Consider the following 16,724-nt stretch of genomic DNA (forward strand, 5'->3'; position numbering starts at 1 on the left):
TAAAGGCGACTAAAGGTTGACTTATGAAAAAAGAGCAGGTTTTCACCTGCTCTGCAATCTTCTGACGTGTTTATTTTGGTTTCTGTTGAGTATGTCTGTTCCTGATGTTTCCTAACTCTCTAGTAGCAAATATTACGTACTTTATTGATCGTTTCACAAGATGACGTGTGCTTTCACCACACTAAAAATTTATGAATTAGGACAAGCGTCCTAACATCAACTTATAAAAGTAGGCTTTTAACCCTATCAATAATGTGGCTTTTCAACCACGCTTCGGCATTCAACCCTGCCTGTCCGTAGGCATTTTTTTCTCGGGTTTATATTTGCTAGAAAACATCTTCTCATTTTCTAAGCCTTATAACTATATCATGTTTATAAGAGCTTGTAAAGTGTTTTGTGAAACTTTTTTAAAGAATTCCATTTTTTGTTCGTGAAATATTATTCAATGACAAAAAGAAATCGCTTTAAAACGTCAAAGAAGTAAGAAAAAAAGAAACTACAACCATTAGATATTTTAATAATCTTAAAGTATGACTTGATATTGAAAATCAATTCTTTTCATCAGATTTTATACATATTTCCAGCTAGGAAGTGGGAATCAACTGCTCCAATTCTACTTTTGAAAGCTGTCCTTGATTGTAAAGTTTTCTAAGTAAGTCCTCATCTACGGTAATTGAATAGTAATCCGTCACAAACTCATGAAATTTCTCAAAACTGACAAAGATATAGGATAACAACCATTCGCCACCATCCTGATCTTGGTAGGTATTTTGATGTTCTTGACCGTCATACCAGATAAAAAAGGTTGTTTCATCTTTTTGCTCTTCTGAGTAAAGGTTTTGATACTTTTCATCCAGTCCTTTATAAAAACCATCAATGACGTCTTGATTCCACTCGTCAGCAGCAAATTGGCTCAAACTACTTTCATGATCAAAGCCTTTTATAAGGATTATTTTATCAGTAAAGAGCACATCTAGAGAATCACCAGAACCGTTGTCGATAAGGTAACGAACCCCATAGCTTTCCTCAGCTTTAACAATCAATCGAAGCCAGGTCTCATTTGGATCTGTTCGATACTCATCAATGACAAGTAAGGCATCTAAACGTGTCTTGGCATTTTCCCATTCAATTCTTCCCATCTCTTTAGTCCTCCATCTTAAAGCTTAAAATCTATTATGCTTACAAATTCTATAACGAATTTCTATCTATTTCGTCCGGCTATACTGTGGAATATTTTCTTCACTAGATAAATCATCAGGTGTTTGATTTTCTAGATGTACATTCATCACGCACCTGACTAGCAGTTTGTAAAAGTAGTTAACAAATAGTCACTAAGACATTCCCCTTGAGAGTTAAGATTTTCTTATAAAAGTCCTTCATTTTTACAAAGCAGGTTCGAATGTCATCCTTGATTTCTTCCTCTTCATCAAGATAATCCCAAATATCGGGATACAAATCTGCCTTCTTGCATGCTTCCATGCTAAAGTTAGCTAGAGCCCTATCCATGTCAAAATTCTCTAATGCTTGAACAATCTCAGCTATCTTTGAGTGTTCAGTATAGGCTATATACTCCGATACATTTTCTAAAGGAGTCACTCCCAAGACAGCTTCTCTCAAGGGGTCGTCATCCATAAATTCTGAACTACTAAAGCCTGTCATAACAAAGAGTAAGGCATCCCACATTTTGTCAATATCTATCAACGTATCATTTCCCTCAGGATAATCCTCTACCAAGTCAAGCAAATCCTCTTCCTGACAAGAATACCGCTTTATTTGGCTTAATTTATTGTCAGATAGATATTGATAATTAGCAATCATTCCCATAATGTTTCCTCCTATAGGTTCCTTAGGATAGTACTGATGTTACCAGTTCCCTTTCTTGAAAAGGCAAGAAATCTACTGTTTTTGGATACTCCTCCTTATTTCTCATTCTCATTTTCTGTCACTTCCCAGACTTCTGACTGATAACCCTCACCATCTATATCATAGCGCTGAGTATAACCTAAAAATCGCTCTTTATTATTTGCCTTACGAGGCTTGAGAATGTTTACAGCCCAGACTCCGATAAGAATGAGAACTAAAAGCGCTATTACTTTCTCCATATTACTTCTCCTTTGCCTATCTTAATAACCTTCAACCCACTTTTCATTATCCATGATAAAAGGCTTAGCTAATCCGTCACCAGTGTAATCCGCATACTTTGTAGCTAAATACTTGTAACAATCTTCCTTGCTCTCAAACTTAATAGCTTGATAAGGCTCTTCAAAAGTCAGTTTCTCTACAAATAAGAAACCCTCCTCAGCTGGCACTAAAACACCAACGTGCCCTACAAAAAGATACTCCCCATCCAAATTATCATGCAACACAACAGACAACATTCGAGCTTTATCATTGAATTGAAACTGGGAAAAGAATTTCTCCATCTTCTGCGCGTGAACTTTTACATCCGTCGTTGCTTCCGTCTCCACCCTAGAAAATAGAATATCAAACTCTTCCTTATCTTTCGAATCAAATACTTTTCCCTTATCGATAGCATCGTTATCCACAAAAAGCAGCTGATCATTCTTTTCAAGTTTTGGAATTGTGACCGAATTTTTCAAGAGCGCATAGCTATTGATGCGGCAGTTGGTCCCGACAAAGTCACCCTTTTTTTGATTCCAGAGGTTGCTGATTTTCTCTACGTCGTATTCTGTCTTCGTAAAGGAGGCAAAATCCCCACTTAAGCCAGTAGAACCGACAGTCGCATTATAGTCTGTGACAAGATTGAAAAATGCATCAACACTATTTGGGTCCAAGTGAGCTGATAAGAGAGATTTGACCTCTTCGGTACTGACCTGATTATTCAGATTTGTATATGAAGCCGTCCAAGGAACTTTATCCGAACTGGTCTGTGTCTGGTTTGCAGCTTCAGTGCTCGTATTATTTTGCTGACAAGCAGCCAATCCAAGAAATAAGGGCAAACACAATCCCAAGGCTACTACTTTTCTCGTTCGTTTCATGAAACGCTCCTTCTAGAGTACAAGTCTCTTTTTCATTTTAAACAGTATTCATTAATCATGCAGCTAGTAATCGTTGACTTAGCTATATTATACTACATAAGTCAAAAAAAGACTGCACGAATCACCCATTCATTACAGTCTTTTTAATCATATTATTTATTGAACGACAAAACCTTTAGGCAAAATTTCCAGTTGCAGTCCCAATTCTTGGCAATGACTTGCTAGCGCTACAGTGTCACTATCGACAAGATAATTTTCAGATGATTGGTTAAAAATAGCTTGGACCTTTTGTCCATCATAATTCCATTCTAGAGCTAGAACATCCGGTTTGATTTCTTGCAGACTATAGGTTCCATGTTGGATAATGCCTGAAGCATCCTTTCGAAGTTGAATCAATTTCTTCATAAAATTCAACATCTCATTGCTATCGAAAACACGTTCCCAAGGCATGACACGACGACAATCTGGATCTGGTCCTCCATCTAACTCCAACTCTGTTCCATAGTAGAAACACGGTGTCCCTCTTTGTAAAAAGAGGCAGGCAAGGGCTGACTTAACCAGTTGTACATCTCCCTTGGCAGTAGTCAAAATGCGCTCCGTATCGTGCGAATCCAGAAGATTGAACATCACTTCCGAAATCTGCTGTCTATAGTACATAGATTGGCTATTGATTTCATTGATAAATTGAGGTGACTTCTTAACCCCTCGCAAGAAATAATCCTTGATAGTATCAGAGAGAGGGTAATTCATGACTGCGTGGAATTCATCGCCATTTAACCAGGGCTGGGAAGTGTGCCAGACCTCTCCAAGAATATAAAGGTCAGGCTTTTTAGCCAGGACAGCCTTACGGAAATCTCGCCAAAATTGGTGGTCGACTTCATTTGCCACATCCAAGCGCCAAGCATCGATATCAAACTCTTCAATCCAGTAGGTCGCAACGCTCAACAAATAGTCCCTCACTTGAGGATTGGCCGTATTGAGCTTGGGCATATAGCTGGCAAAGGCAAAGGTATGGTAAGGGAGTTTTCTTGGGTTTCCCAGCTTATCCTTGGTCACGGGGAATTCTTGAACATGGAACCAGTCTTTATATTCCGACTTTTCACCATGCTTGAGAACATCCTGCCATTGTGGAGACTGGTCCCCGATATGATTGAAAACAGCATCCAGCATGATTTTCATGCCCCTCTGATGGGCTCCCTCCACCAGTTTACGGAAGATTTTCTTGTCTCCAAAATGACGGTCAATTTCGAAATAATCCGTCGTATTATACTTGTGATTGCTTGGGGATTCAAAAATCGGACAGAGATAAAGTCCTGTAATCCCCAAGTCCTGCAAGTAATCCAGATAGTCAATAATACCTTGTAAATCACCACCAAAGAAATCGCTCGTCTTTGGCTTGATAGAGGAATCCCAAGCTAGGGCTCCTTCTGGAGAAATCTCAGGATTCCCATTAGCAAAGCGTTCTGGGAAAATCTGGTACCATACCGTCTTTGCTACCCAGTCAGGAACATGACAAGCATCAATCTCATGGATATACGGAATTTTGAAGCCGTTTCCTTCATAATGAAGGTTTTCTAGCGTGTTTGCAACACATCCCTTATCGCCATACAAAATACTCTGACCTAGCTTATCTTTGAGTTCAAAAAGATACTGTAGTCGAGCATAGCCCACTGAAACTTCTGCTTGCCAGTAATCAAATAAGGCATCAGAAGTTACTTTGATCATCGCCTTACTTGCTTCATAATGGTCCTCTAAAAAGATAAAAGTATCTCCATAATGCAAATGGATGCTTTCAATATCATCTTTCTTAGTCCGGATACGAATGTGCATTATCTTGTCTTTATAGAGATAAGCATACTCCGACTCTGATCTATGGTAAATAGCTGTTAATTCCACTGTTTTGTCTCCTAATTAACTTGAGTTCATTTGCGACGCAAACGTTTTCACAATTGTGATTCTAGTATACTACTTTAAAATTTTATTTTCAATACTTGTCCGTAGTTTTGAGTGGATTGTTTTTGAGAATATAAAAAAGCAGTAAGACTTAATACCTACTACTTTCTGATTGATGATTTACAAATGCCTTTCCAGCCAATCTATCTTTTTAAAATCTTTATTGTTATTGTGGTCATTTCGATAGGAATCTTGGGAAGAAGCTTTATATATACTGAAATACTGTTCTAAACTTGGAACACGAAACGTGATGTCCTCGAGATGAATCAACTCTATATCTGATTCAGATACTCCTGCAAAATCAGGTAAGGAATCGATACTCCCAAATTCAACGCTCACGCCATCTTTTTGGAATTCGTGCTCGTGAATATCTACCAAGGTATAGCCTAAGTGGTTCATCACTTTCATTATCTTGTCCCAGTCATAAATCCTGAGATGATCAGGCGCATCCCATCCTCTAGGATCTCCAGAAACATGAATGTCAATGTCAGACGGCTGCCATTCTTCATTTGAACGGTATTCAAACCCCAAAGACCCCATGAGTGTCGGTGTGATTCCGACTGGGTTTAAATGTGAACAAATTGTTCGAAATTCATCAAATAGAGAATTCATTTCTCCTCCAATCGTTGATATGAATTCAGTTTTAGCAGTGAAAGACAAACTTGTTTCTACCTTCTACTCTTTCGGTTGTGAAAAGACTTCAATATGCTGGCCCAGTACCTTAATCTCTACAGGTAGATTATCCGACTTATCGCCGTCAACATCTGACTCCAATTCACTATCTGAAGAGATCTTAATATTGCACGCTCTGATATATTCAATATTATCATTTCCGACAACATCTCCTTTTAGTAAATCAGGAATAACGGATAATTTAGAGAATATAGAAGCATCTTTTAGAATCAAAATATTGGCATAGCCATCTTTGTCTTCTTCAAAGATTTTCTTGTCAGCGAAGTAATTTGTCAAGAGAACCAAAACATGGCTAGCTTCACCAACATAATTTCCGTTTTCTGTCTCAACCTTAATGTTAAAGACCTGATCCGTCATCACAGACTTCATGGTATTTACAGCATAGGCTAAAATACCGAATTTTGTCTTGTCCTCGATCTCCACATTGTGAATCGCCTCAGGCAGAGAACCGATACTAAAAATATAACCAAAATAGTTGTCATTCGCTTTACCGATATCAATCTTATTGGTTAAGTTAAAATCGAGTTCATCAATCGCGCCATCGATGTCTTGATTGATTTCCAACAGTTTTGTAATGAGGTTACCCGTACCGCCTGGGATAATACCCAACTTAGGAACGTATTCTCTCTCAGCAATACCTGAAATAACTTCATTGACCGTCCCGTCTCCACCAAAAACAACCACTGCATCGTACTGCTCACGAGACGCTTCCTCAGCAAAGAGTGTTGCATCCAGTGCTTTTTCGGTAATTTTGGTTTCCACCTGCTCAAAATAATCTTTTGCTTTATTCTCCAGCTTGACCTTATAATCCAAAGCCTTTTCCCCACCAGAGGTAGGGTTGATAATTAACATTGCTTTTTTCATTGATAATACTCCTTTAATCGTTACAAAAATTCTAGTAACTAATTATATCACTTGAGTTATGGAAACGCCATCCAAATGCTTGAAAAATCGAATCCACTAACTAGAATAGATACGTTAATGTATCAAGCACTAACCTCAACTTAAACAAGAATAAATACTTATTGTTAACAATCCACTACTTTACTTTTTCGACAATTTTATATAATCCATTAAGTATAAAATGGCTGAAACAAATGCGAACACACTGGAAAATCCAGCTAATATCGGAATAAAACCAATAATAGATGCAATCAAAAGAAACTGATAAGTCTTCTTATTGACTTTTGATTCTTCATCATGAAGAAGGAATGCTACAAAACCAAAAAACAGCAATATTAAACAAGTTGAAAAGTAGATTCCATCCCAACTAGAAAGTCTAACAAGCTTAGGTATCACCCAGTAAATGATTTCAAATTTCCACATTTTAGAAGAAAGGTAAGTAATCGTTAAAGCTCCAATTAAAGAAATAACTCCGTTTATTAGCAATAATTTATTTGATTTCACACTTAATCCTTTTTATCCTTTTCTGTACTTATTCATCGCTAATTAATAGATTCACTATTTAAAAATTCTTTAGACTTCCGTACGATATAGAGCTGTTCATCTTCTTGAGCGAGTTTTCTAAACAATTCATTCGCCCTAGTCATATCTCCTTTTAATTTAGAGTTCAAAGCTTGATAATAAGTGATTTCCAATTGTTGATATTTAAATTCGTTTTCCAATTCTTCAAAATAATCATTGAATTGATGAGCAATTGTTAAATCGTAAAGTGCAATACTTACGCTTTTTGTTTTCTCGGCTAGAGAGGAATCTGAGATGGACATTTTGTTTAGTATAAGATCAAGCTCATCTCTGGTTAGGTTTGGATTTGCAAGAACTGTCGAGCGAACGAGGTAACTCTCAAAGAAATCCCTGTATTTCGGCTTCAGTTTTTGATCAGTCATTGCTTCAGAAGCCTCCTTAATGGCAGCATCGAAATCACCAATCATATAGGAATACCCAACAGATGTTAGTGTCACATCCATTTTTATAATAGCTCTTTTTGCATCTTTCTTCAATTCAATGTATTGCTTCCAAGATGGTAAATCTAAGTCCATATGCAGTAACTTAGTAGCACTCCTTACATACCCTCTTCTGATTAGTGCAATGAAAAGAAATAAAAGTGCACTTATGAATAAAATACAAAGGGTTTGAGTAGTCCTATCTTTCACCATCCAAGCTACAAAAAGACTGAGAAGAACAGCCAAAACAATCACGACTTTTCTATAAAATGCATATTTCTTACGTATTTCTAAATAATTCATTTTTACTCCTTTTCTAAATTACAATGTGGCATTACGAGAGAAGTTCTGAACCTTAAATGAGTCATTGACTAACAAAATGCTTCACGAATAAGTTTAATACTTGAATCAATATCATTTATTCTATATTTTCTCAATCTTTTCAACCTCAATTTGACCATGCTTGTATGGATGAGCGATTGGGAAACTTCCTAGAGTAAACATGAAAAAGAATAACGATACGATTCCATTGATTACCAAGAAAGCTCCTTCCGTTCCATTATTCAAGCAAAGGAAAAAAAGCAAACAGAGTAAAATTAATCCAATGAACGGATAAACTCCTCCGTTGCTTTTTTTAATAGTTGTAAAGGTCACTGTGTATTTATTGCTATTTTTAGGAATCCATTTTTCTGCTTTTTTATGAGCCAACCTAAGTGAAATAACAGCAGCAAAATATGAAATCAACATGGAAATAGAAAACAGGAGTAACTTTAGTAATATTTGCTCACTAATATTATTATGAATAAAAAGTTCTTTCAGTGCATCATAACTAACCTTGACGATTGGTTGAACGATAATGGCTATCATTGTCGCATTTACAGGTCTTCTAGGTTTAATTGCAAACTGGTTATTATTTTTTTCAATCTCTACCATGTTCACTGTAATTGTATCTGTTTTTATTCCCCAATAATAGCTCTTTGGGCTTATAGTACTTGTATCCATGACATACTTCTTCGATTCGTGATTTATCTGAACAATTTGAAAGCACATCATGCTTGAATTTTTAAATTTTAATTCCACGTCTATTCCTCAAATACTTTCTAATTAATTCCCTAATTTTCTGATAAAATAGCCCAATGTGACCTGCAAAAGAGGATCATAAAACGGCTTTTAGCTTAATTTATAACTTCTCTATTCTATCAAAAATAATCTCTTGCTTTTCGACACGTTCTCGGAGTGGTGACATGCCTAAAATCACTGTAAAAAATCCCAACAATAGAATACTATTAACAACAAGTAAGGCTCCCTCTGTTCCATTAACAGTATATAGATAAAATGCAAAACATCCAAGAGTCGGAACAAGGATAAAAGGAAGAAGTTTGTAATGTTTTAATTGACGTTTATTTCCAACTGGTTTAAAGGTTATTTGATAGTTTGAAACTTTATTCTCAAGTCTTTTTTGGACGCTATGACGAGCTCTTATGGCAATGAACCAGAAAGCAAGATAAGCTAGGAATATGAACAGACCATATAAACCTATCTTTAAAGGAAGATTGTGACTAATCCCATTGTTTCTAAAAAAACTCGTCACTAGCCGATAGCCAGATCCCCCTATTGCTACACCAATTGCAGCACCAATTGATTTACTCATAGTTGGAGCCACACTTTCAAAACGAGTATCTCTTTTATCTAACTTTTGCATTTTTGCAGTGATCTCATCAGGAAGAGAACCCCAGAAATAGGATTTTGGTCTAACAGTCGTCAAATCTAGAATATACTTTTCTCCCTCTACTTCTACTATTTTGAAAAATACTTTATTCGTTTCTTTAAATTTTACCTTCATAGTCACCTTTAAATCCTTCTCAGAGTTAAAAAACTCTTTTCAATAACATTCCTAAATCGTTAGCCCCGTTTTTTAATAATAGTTAAACCAATTTTGACAGACATCTCTTTCGATGTTAACTGTATTGTAATCCCATAATTTGTTTTATCTGAGTAATCTATTCTAATTTGGCACGTTGTTTCCTCTGGTAGATCATATTTGTTTTTCAGTTTCTGAAAGAGGTCAGAGTTATTTTCTGGCTGGTAGATAATTTCACTAAGCTCTGTTGTTCCGGTTCTTAACGTCCTTTTTACATTCAAGGAGTCAAAAACATCTCTTTTGACAACTAAATTAAGAATCTCTTCATCAAATAAAGGATCTATCTCTGAATCGTAATGCAACTTGCCATTAGAATAACTAACGGGAACCGTTTTTTTGTTTTCTCCGATTTGTATTCTATAGTCACCCTTACCATCTGCCTTGGTAATACCTAGGTCAATTTCATATCTTTTGACTTCGTCACCATTTTTTATATAGACTCTACTTTTATAAGCTTCCAGCCCATTAAAATCTTTCTGCTCTTGTTCCAAAAATTTAAACATAGGTTCAAACGTTTTTTCAAACTCGAACTGTTCCTTTGTTCTATTTTGGGGAATAGTTTCACCACCCAAACTACAAGCATTCAATGATAATAGCGAAATCAATACAATTACCAAGCCAGACAGCCATAATAAATGTTTATATTTTTTCATTTACCTCTCCAAAATCACGAAGTCTAAGTCTATTATAGCATGAACATATTGGAAATGGCTCTCTATAACCATTTAGATTCATTCATAAAATGCATTTAAAGACAATTGACCTATTGATAGGAAAACTTGATAGTTTAAAAGCTTTGACCTTACTCTTGTACAAAAAAAGACATTCAAGAAAATCTTAAATGCCTGTATAAATAGTATATCAAGGATATTGCTTGTTAAACTTCTCCTAACCAGGATCGACATCAAGAAATCTTACTGTATAGCCATTGTCGGTATATAGAAACTCTACTTGCAATCTCATATCTACTAATTCAGAATTTGAAGTCAAATCATAATCAACAGCAAACCCAGTCTGGTCGTCATAATCATAAATTTCCAATTGAGAGTACTCATAAGGCGGATTGAAATGACACTCCACACCATACTCATCAATCGTGTCAAAATCATTCAATTCTAATGTCTTTTCAACATAACTAAAGAACTCGTTTAAATCGTCAATCTCTGATTCATCGACATAATTCATAATGTCTTCATATTTTTTCAGGTGAATAGCCTTTAAAATATTTGTGATAACCTCTATAACTTTTTCTTTTTTATACATATCAAGTAATTCCATCGTTGCCACCTTTCTTCTTAACTAAACAATCATTTTCCTGCTATGAAAAGCTCCCATCGTTCAATGACTTCCTTTAACGGGTTGTCTAGATAGGAATAGGTCTGTTCCTTGATCCAGTCCGGAATGCCATATGCCGCCTCAGCTATACTCCCCGTTATTGCAGCAAGAGTATCACTATCGCCACCAAGGGAGATGGCATTTCTGATAGCATCCTCAAAGTCTGTACTTTCAAGAAAGGCAATGATAGCTTGAGGTACCGTATTCTGGCAAGTTTCATTGAAACGATAAGTAGGACGAATTTCATCTAGTGTTTGAGAAAGATTATATCCATACTCTTGTTCTATATGCTCCTTGATAAGTCTCTTACACTCTGTAGGATTATCGTTGATCGGTTTTCCATAGTCACCACTGTAACCTCCAAAGTAATAACGACACATAAATATAGTATCAGACGTCGCCATAGCTCCTTTGACACCCTCTGGATGGTTATGAGTCACCTCTGCAGAAAGTCGTGCAACTGCTCTTCTGGACGGCCAGACTCCCGTTCGTGCACAGAAACTACAATCCATGGTCCAGGCACATGGAGAAACACGCATTGCTGAGCCATTTCCAAAGCTATTATAAGGTTCTCGATCGTCGCCATCAACCCAATTCCCAAATCTTGCACCGTAACCTGCATCGGGATACATTCTACCATATTTTTTCATGGCGTCAATAAAGTCATCCTTCTGACCGCCATTCATAATGGCTTCTGCAACAGCACAGGTCATAACCGTATCATCAGTGAAAAAACAATTCTCACGAAATAATGGAAAGTCTTTCGTTTTGATATTGTTCCATTCGTAAACTGAACCTACAATATCTCCAACTATTGCTCCTAGCATGGTATTCCTCCTTACAAACTATTAGTTTAGACTGACATTTCTACTTGTCATACTCATCTATTTTATCAGCATATTCAGTCAAAAGTTTTTTTGAATAAATTTTTTCATTACTTGAATTTCTAACTTCTTTCCAAAGAATAGAAGCTACTTTTAGTTTATTCGAGTAGTTGGCACTATTTTCGTCTGCACAGAAATCCTTTAAAAACTGATTCCATTGACAAACCGAATGGTCATACTTGGCATAATCTGAATTTCCATAATAAACTTTTAGCATATCTTGAATGGTAAAACTTAAATCATGTTCTCTTTTTACTTTTCTCCAAGCAGTGGCCATATTAGCAGTAAATTTAAAGGGCGAAACACCTGTTAAAGTTGAGAAATATTCTCTAAAGTTTGCATTAAAGGAGAATCCACATTCAAGTAAGGGCGTATCTAAAGTAACGACTTCTACTCGTTTCTTTTTCCTTTTTACTGATGATTTTTTAATCAAATTCCCCTTGAAGTACTGCTCAATAATATCATTGAGTTCTTGTTTTGTACCTCTATTTTCAAGTCCTAATGACTTGCATATCTGTGAGAGTTCATCACGATACCAATAGTATTTATTAAATTCATCAAAGGATGTGATTTTATCAAACCCAGGTCTACTCTCTATCAATATAACACCTCCTTAAAAACAGTTTAGGTTTTCATCTCAAAATAATGGGGGTTTAGTTTCTTTAGTTTGAGGATTAACTATGTTTCACTAACAAACTCACACACTCAGCGGTTTGGACTTACTGTATCATCCGTGAAAAAACAATCCTCACAAAATAAAGAAAAATCCTTCGTTTTGATATTGTTCCATTCGTAAACTGAACCTACAATGTCTCCAACTATTGCTCCTAGCATAAGATTCCTCCTTGTAAGATATCGGGAATTTGACCATCAACTATAGTTTTAAAATTATCTATTAACGAATTTTGTATAATTTATAGGTATTCATCTAATCAAATTATAATTAAAAAACTTTTTTGATTCCACTATGTACTACATCTTCATATTATACCTAAAACGGAAGTACACCAGCCATCAGCCCTTGAGCAATAAAACATCTATTATTTTGAAAATCTGAAAAATAGGTTTCGCTTATAAAACTGTACAAGTTATCAACGGGTCTATTGTACCAATCCTTGTAAACATAGTCCATATTATATATCAATAAAGCTTGTCCATCTTGACTATAGCCCTTGAAAGTTATCGAAAATGCATCTCTATAACCAATAACTTTATCATTCTTATTTGAATTGTTCCCCTTTCTATATTTCTCAAAATCAATAAGTCGCGTATATTTCATGAGTTTAGATAAGGATTTTTCGGATAGTTTCTGACTATGTTCAAAAACGATCATTCCAGTATTCCCACACTCTTGGTAGGACAGTTCAGAGTTCATCAGATTACACTCAAAATAACCAAAAATTTCACAACCACAATGAATAATAAATTCAATTTTAGAAAAATATTCCTTAGTCCATGTCATCTTATCTCTCCATTCCTAAGTATGCTAGGAAAAATTGTTCAAAACTCACAAATCTACTCTTAGCCTATTTTAATTTCAGGCATAATACTAAAATATCTCTTACGGCAAAAGCCTTTGTTTCAATACTTTCTTAAGTTCTTTTGTTATAAGATTTTTACGCTTTTACCAGCAAAGCTACACACTCAGTGGTTCGAACTTACCGTATCATCCGTGAAAAAACAATCATCACAAAATAAAGGAAAATCCTTCGTTTTGATATTGTTCCATTCGTAAACTGAACCTACAATGACTCCAACAATTGCTCCTAGCATCCGTTTCCTCCTTATGGCATATCAGATTCGTTACACATTTCTAATGAGTCACTCTTTAAAAATGGCACCACCAAATCAATCCATTCATAAGGCAGATAAGCTGATAAATAGCCGTGGTTATAGCCCTTTGCTTCATACAAAATTGTATTTGAATGTAGCTGATGAAATAATTTCGCTGATTCTTTCACACAGTTCAATTCTTTTTCACCATAGATATACAGAACCTGAGCCTTGCTAGCAGAAATCATATCTTTCAGCTTGTAACATCCCATATAGTTTTTGTAAATGGTCACCAATGTTTTGATAGGCGTCCTTGGCAAATCCTCCAAATAATAAGCTTTTATTTCCTCTGGATAAGCCAGTTTAGGATAGAGTTTGTTCATCATGCTTAACTGAATTTTGCAAGAGAATTTATTGAACATCAGTTTACCAAATAGAGACACTAGAAAGATGCTGATTTTAGCTAACCTTGGTTGAGGAATGCAGAGGCTTCCATCTATGATGGCCTTCTCAGCAATTTCACTGTCTAAAGACAAAAGCTCCATGGCAATTTGACCACCAAGTGAAACACCACCGATTGCAAACAATTTCCCACCACAGTTTGCTTTGATATAGTCTAGAATCTCCAAAGCAGAATCTTCAGTAGAAACATAATCAAGTTGATATTCCTCGCCGTGGCCATTCAAAGTGGGTAGAATAATACGGTATTCTTCTGACAAGATTCGTGCTTGACGAAGATAATTCCACCAAGAACTTCCACCACCATGTATCAGTAAAATAGGAGGCAAATTCTTATCACCAAATTCATGGAATTTCATGTTTAAACTCCTTACTGTAGAACTTTCACTAGCTACACCCATGTTTAATCAGCTCGTACAAGCAGTGATGTCTCATCAAATAGAAAAGTCTCTAACATTGATTATCTAGAATGACCACACGTTACTTTCAATAATGGATATCCTGATCTAAATTTTAAAATGTTGTTTCCTTACTAATTCTATTACTCGCCAATATAGTATAAATCAAATAACCAATAAAAATGATAATAAAAATAAGATTAATTTTTAACACAAAATAGAGATTTAACAAATTTGCGAATGCATGAAATAATACACAGTATCCCACAGATTTCGTTTGACGGTAAAGAAGCCCTAAAACAAAACTTAAAAATAATGTATATATAAAAAATAAAATAAAAGGAAATCCTTGATGACTTTCTCCAACTATAAACCATAAAGGCAGATGCCATATTCCCCAAATTGATCCTACAATCAAATTAGATTGCCAATAAGTATATTTTTTATCAAGTAATGGTTGTAATATTCCTCTCCATCCTAATTCTTCATGTCCACCACCAAAAAAAATTAGTTGTATAAAGAATAATGGCATCAGATAAATTGATACTCCGTTTAATTCTAAGGAAGATACAGAAAATAGTATCAAAATTGCTAACATATGATAAATGAAATAAATACTGCTATTTTCTATCTTATTAAACAAAAAATGTTTAAATTTTATATTATTACTTTTTAAATAAAAGCCACTTGCAATAGCTGGTCCAAGTGCACCAACTATATGTAATATTCTTCCTATAAATGTCTCTAATCCCAAAATATAAGATTGTGTAAATATAGCAAGAAGCCCCCAAGATATATAAGTAATTCCAAATGTACAATAAAGATAATTTTTTAAATTCTTTTTGTCAATTTCTGTCATTTTATCGCCCTTATCTTGATTATTTTATGAATAATATTTTTACTGCTTCTTAGTTGCTCTCGATTATAACTACCTATATTCTATCATAAAAACACAAAAAAGCCTTACAATCAAGGCTTTTCATTATTCATTTCGTCAATACCTTAGTTTCGTAAATTCAGATTCGCATGATTAAAACTAGTCAATTTTCTCAATAATGTTTCCAAGTCTATCCAATACAAGACAGGAATGATCATTTAGTGGAATTATGGGAACACTGACGAGTTCTTCTGCTCTATCCTTATTAGCTTTATCATTCCAGGAATCATAATGGACACTAATTAAAAACTGACTAAAGAGTCCTAATCCATTTTTTATCTTTATCTGATGATCTGAATTATCATTAGGTGAGACATAGACTTTTTCTCCTAATAATAGGGCTCCTGCAGAAAATCCTATAACTTTTGCCCCTTTATTAAGCATATAATCAATATAATTTTTGAACTCCTGATTGACATAAGTAGCTATATATTTTTCCGTATTTCCTCCACCAATGATGATTAGATCAGCATCTAAATAGCTATCAAAATCAATCTGCTCAGTGTCCAAAAGTAAGTAATCAGTGTTTAGATTAGGAAATTGACTTTGGAAAACTTCCGTGTACTTTTTCATATAGGGTTGCCAATTTTCTCGATAAACTGTAAAAATAACAATTCTTTCAAACTTGCTTGATAATACAATTTTATCAACAATGCTATATTTCGTTATTGGGGGATTCCCACCCATCAAAAAAATTTGTTCTTTCAAGTTAACACACTTTCTAAAGATACATAAAGTTTAACAAGTTTATTCACGTTTCTAAATTATAATTTTTTCTTAAAATGAATAATTCTACTTGCCTCCTGAAATCCAATATTGAGATGAAATCTTATAGAATCCGTATTCGTTAAAGTACAGTCACTTGCAAATTCCTTACATCCTTTATTTTTCGCCCATTCCTCACATTTTGTACAGAGATTTTTAGCAATATCCTTTAAACGATATTCCTCATCGACAATAATCCCTTCTAAGAATCCAACAGGACTATATTTACAACCTTCAACATAATCAAATCTGAGGGAACATAATGCTAGACCTACAATTGTGTTACCTTCAACTTCAGTAAAGATTGCAGTATTTTTGCCATTCGTATATTTTTTTACTTCATCAAAAGCTTCTTTATCGGTCAATTGGGGCCATAATTGTTTTATTAGTTTAGCCGTTTTTATAGAATCTTTTGTTATTCCATCCATATTGATGTTCCTCCGGAAATTACAAGCAAATGTTTCGAATCACGCTGTTACTTTGTTACTCATTGATTGATACCAATACCATCCCCTTCTACTTTTCGACTGTCTCAGATCGGAAGAGCAGAGCCATGCACTCAGCGGTTCGGACTTACCGTATCATTTCGTCGGTTTCCCTCCTCATTCTACGAGTCCTATCCCATGGGCGGAGCATCTACTCCTACTTCGCTGATGCTTCAGCTCGTACAAGCAGTGATACCGCCTCAACATGATGCGTTTGT

20 protein-coding genes are annotated in these 16,724 nt (G+C 35.2%); all 20 read right to left on the reverse strand.

Translation table 11 applies throughout. The annotated features are described in order from the left end of the window. Positions 1-584: 584 nt before the first annotated feature. The 20 genes from V470_04740 to V470_04850 all read right to left on the reverse strand — a co-directional run bounded on the left by V470_04740 (position 585) and on the right by V470_04850 (position 16,449). Entirely contained in the window at positions 585-1,139 is a 555-nt protein-coding gene (locus tag V470_04740; GenBank protein ID AHZ47738.1) for a hypothetical protein, read from the reverse strand. A 178-nt stretch (positions 1,140-1,317) separates the two neighbouring features. Then, positions 1,318-1,824 (reverse strand): hypothetical protein, encoded by a 507-nt coding sequence (locus V470_04745; protein ID AHZ47739.1) that lies wholly within the window; start codon positions 1,822-1,824, stop codon positions 1,318-1,320. 95 nt (positions 1,825-1,919) lie between these two features. Continuing rightward, positions 1,920-2,102 carry a hypothetical protein gene (locus V470_04750; protein ID AHZ47740.1) on the reverse strand — a complete coding sequence of 61 codons (183 nt, stop codon included), beginning with the start codon at positions 2,100-2,102 and terminating at the stop codon, positions 1,920-1,922. Positions 2,103-2,123: 21 nt separating this feature from the next. Beyond that, entirely contained in the window at positions 2,124-2,999 is an 876-nt protein-coding gene (locus V470_04755) for a membrane protein (protein AHZ47741.1), read from the reverse strand. A 156-nt stretch (positions 3,000-3,155) separates the two neighbouring features. After that, positions 3,156-4,895 (reverse strand): neopullulanase, encoded by a 1,740-nt coding sequence (locus V470_04760; protein AHZ47742.1) that lies wholly within the window; start codon positions 4,893-4,895, stop codon positions 3,156-3,158. A gap of 177 nt (positions 4,896-5,072) precedes the next feature. Next, positions 5,073-5,564 carry a phosphoribosylanthranilate isomerase gene (locus V470_04765; GenBank protein ID AHZ47743.1) on the reverse strand — a complete coding sequence of 164 codons (492 nt, stop codon included), beginning with the start codon at positions 5,562-5,564 and terminating at the stop codon, positions 5,073-5,075. Positions 5,565-5,627: 63 nt separating this feature from the next. Next, positions 5,628-6,509, reverse strand: coding sequence for a lipid kinase (locus V470_04770; GenBank protein ID AHZ47744.1), 882 nt, complete (start codon positions 6,507-6,509; stop codon positions 5,628-5,630). 180 nt (positions 6,510-6,689) lie between these two features. After that, complete coding sequence (locus tag V470_04775; protein ID AHZ47745.1) at positions 6,690-7,052, reverse strand: hypothetical protein; 363 nt, start codon at positions 7,050-7,052, stop codon at positions 6,690-6,692. Positions 7,053-7,090: 38 nt separating this feature from the next. Continuing rightward, complete coding sequence (locus V470_04780; GenBank protein AHZ47746.1) at positions 7,091-7,852, reverse strand: hypothetical protein; 762 nt, start codon at positions 7,850-7,852, stop codon at positions 7,091-7,093. Between the two features lie 120 nt (positions 7,853-7,972). After that, the gene (locus V470_04785; protein AHZ47747.1) at positions 7,973-8,551 is read right to left on the reverse strand and encodes a tandem five-TM protein; all 579 of its coding nucleotides are present in this window, start codon (positions 8,549-8,551) and stop codon (positions 7,973-7,975) included. A gap of 178 nt (positions 8,552-8,729) precedes the next feature. Then, a complete protein-coding gene (locus V470_04790) occupies positions 8,730-9,392 on the reverse strand; it encodes a hypothetical protein (protein AHZ47748.1) in 663 nt (220 codons plus the stop codon). A 59-nt stretch (positions 9,393-9,451) separates the two neighbouring features. After that, positions 9,452-10,123 (reverse strand): lipoprotein, encoded by a 672-nt coding sequence (locus V470_04795; GenBank protein AHZ47749.1) that lies wholly within the window; start codon positions 10,121-10,123, stop codon positions 9,452-9,454. Positions 10,124-10,358: 235 nt separating this feature from the next. Beyond that, a complete protein-coding gene (locus V470_04800) occupies positions 10,359-10,748 on the reverse strand; it encodes a hypothetical protein (protein ID AHZ47750.1) in 390 nt (129 codons plus the stop codon). 29 nt (positions 10,749-10,777) lie between these two features. After that, the gene (locus V470_04805; GenBank protein ID AHZ47751.1) at positions 10,778-11,632 is read right to left on the reverse strand and encodes an ADP-ribosylglycohydrolase; all 855 of its coding nucleotides are present in this window, start codon (positions 11,630-11,632) and stop codon (positions 10,778-10,780) included. 40 nt (positions 11,633-11,672) lie between these two features. Beyond that, positions 11,673-12,290, reverse strand: a complete 618-nt coding sequence (locus V470_04810) for a hypothetical protein (GenBank protein AHZ47752.1) — start codon at positions 12,288-12,290, stop codon at positions 11,673-11,675. Positions 12,291-12,680: 390 nt separating this feature from the next. Next, positions 12,681-13,151, reverse strand: coding sequence for a hypothetical protein (locus V470_04820; GenBank protein AHZ47753.1), 471 nt, complete (start codon positions 13,149-13,151; stop codon positions 12,681-12,683). A gap of 322 nt (positions 13,152-13,473) precedes the next feature. After that, a complete protein-coding gene (locus V470_04830) occupies positions 13,474-14,280 on the reverse strand; it encodes a multidrug transporter (protein AHZ47754.1) in 807 nt (268 codons plus the stop codon). A 154-nt stretch (positions 14,281-14,434) separates the two neighbouring features. Continuing rightward, positions 14,435-15,178: an abortive infection protein gene (locus V470_04840; GenBank protein ID AHZ47755.1), complete on the reverse strand. Its 744-nt coding sequence runs from the start codon at positions 15,176-15,178 to the stop codon at positions 14,435-14,437. 177 nt (positions 15,179-15,355) lie between these two features. Continuing rightward, positions 15,356-15,964: a peptidase S51 gene (locus V470_04845; GenBank protein AHZ47756.1), complete on the reverse strand. Its 609-nt coding sequence runs from the start codon at positions 15,962-15,964 to the stop codon at positions 15,356-15,358. A gap of 56 nt (positions 15,965-16,020) precedes the next feature. Next, positions 16,021-16,449 (reverse strand): GNAT family acetyltransferase, encoded by a 429-nt coding sequence (locus V470_04850; GenBank protein AHZ47757.1) that lies wholly within the window; start codon positions 16,447-16,449, stop codon positions 16,021-16,023. Positions 16,450-16,724 lie beyond the last annotated feature (275 nt).

Origin of the sequence: Streptococcus sp. VT 162 (assembly GCA_000688775.2) — a bacterium.
Classification (GTDB): domain Bacteria; phylum Bacillota; class Bacilli; order Lactobacillales; family Streptococcaceae; genus Streptococcus.

Coding starts and splice junctions, on each gene's coding strand:
- V470_04740 (AHZ47738.1), bottom strand. CDS start 1,139: ATGGGAAGAATTGAATGGGAAAATGCCAAGACACGTTTAGATGCCTTA.
- V470_04745 (AHZ47739.1), bottom strand. CDS start 1,824: ATGGGAATGATTGCTAATTATCAATATCTATCTGACAATAAATTAAGC.
- V470_04750 (AHZ47740.1), bottom strand. CDS start 2,102: ATGGAGAAAGTAATAGCGCTTTTAGTTCTCATTCTTATCGGAGTCTGG.
- V470_04755 (AHZ47741.1), bottom strand. CDS start 2,999: ATGAAACGAACGAGAAAAGTAGTAGCCTTGGGATTGTGTTTGCCCTTA.
- V470_04765 (AHZ47743.1), bottom strand. CDS start 5,564: ATGAATTCTCTATTTGATGAATTTCGAACAATTTGTTCACATTTAAAC.
- V470_04770 (AHZ47744.1), bottom strand. CDS start 6,509: ATGAAAAAAGCAATGTTAATTATCAACCCTACCTCTGGTGGGGAAAAG.
- V470_04780 (AHZ47746.1), bottom strand. CDS start 7,852: ATGAATTATTTAGAAATACGTAAGAAATATGCATTTTATAGAAAAGTC.
- V470_04785 (AHZ47747.1), bottom strand. CDS start 8,551: ATGGATACAAGTACTATAAGCCCAAAGAGCTATTATTGGGGAATAAAA.
- V470_04790 (AHZ47748.1), bottom strand. CDS start 9,392: ATGAAGGTAAAATTTAAAGAAACGAATAAAGTATTTTTCAAAATAGTA.
- V470_04795 (AHZ47749.1), bottom strand. CDS start 10,123: ATGAAAAAATATAAACATTTATTATGGCTGTCTGGCTTGGTAATTGTA.
- V470_04800 (AHZ47750.1), bottom strand. CDS start 10,748: ATGGAATTACTTGATATGTATAAAAAAGAAAAAGTTATAGAGGTTATC.
- V470_04805 (AHZ47751.1), bottom strand. CDS start 11,632: ATGCTAGGAGCAATAGTTGGAGATATTGTAGGTTCAGTTTACGAATGG.
- V470_04820 (AHZ47753.1), bottom strand. CDS start 13,151: ATGACATGGACTAAGGAATATTTTTCTAAAATTGAATTTATTATTCAT.
- V470_04830 (AHZ47754.1), bottom strand. CDS start 14,280: ATGAAATTCCATGAATTTGGTGATAAGAATTTGCCTCCTATTTTACTG.
- V470_04840 (AHZ47755.1), bottom strand. CDS start 15,178: ATGACAGAAATTGACAAAAAGAATTTAAAAAATTATCTTTATTGTACA.
- V470_04850 (AHZ47757.1), bottom strand. CDS start 16,449: ATGGATGGAATAACAAAAGATTCTATAAAAACGGCTAAACTAATAAAA.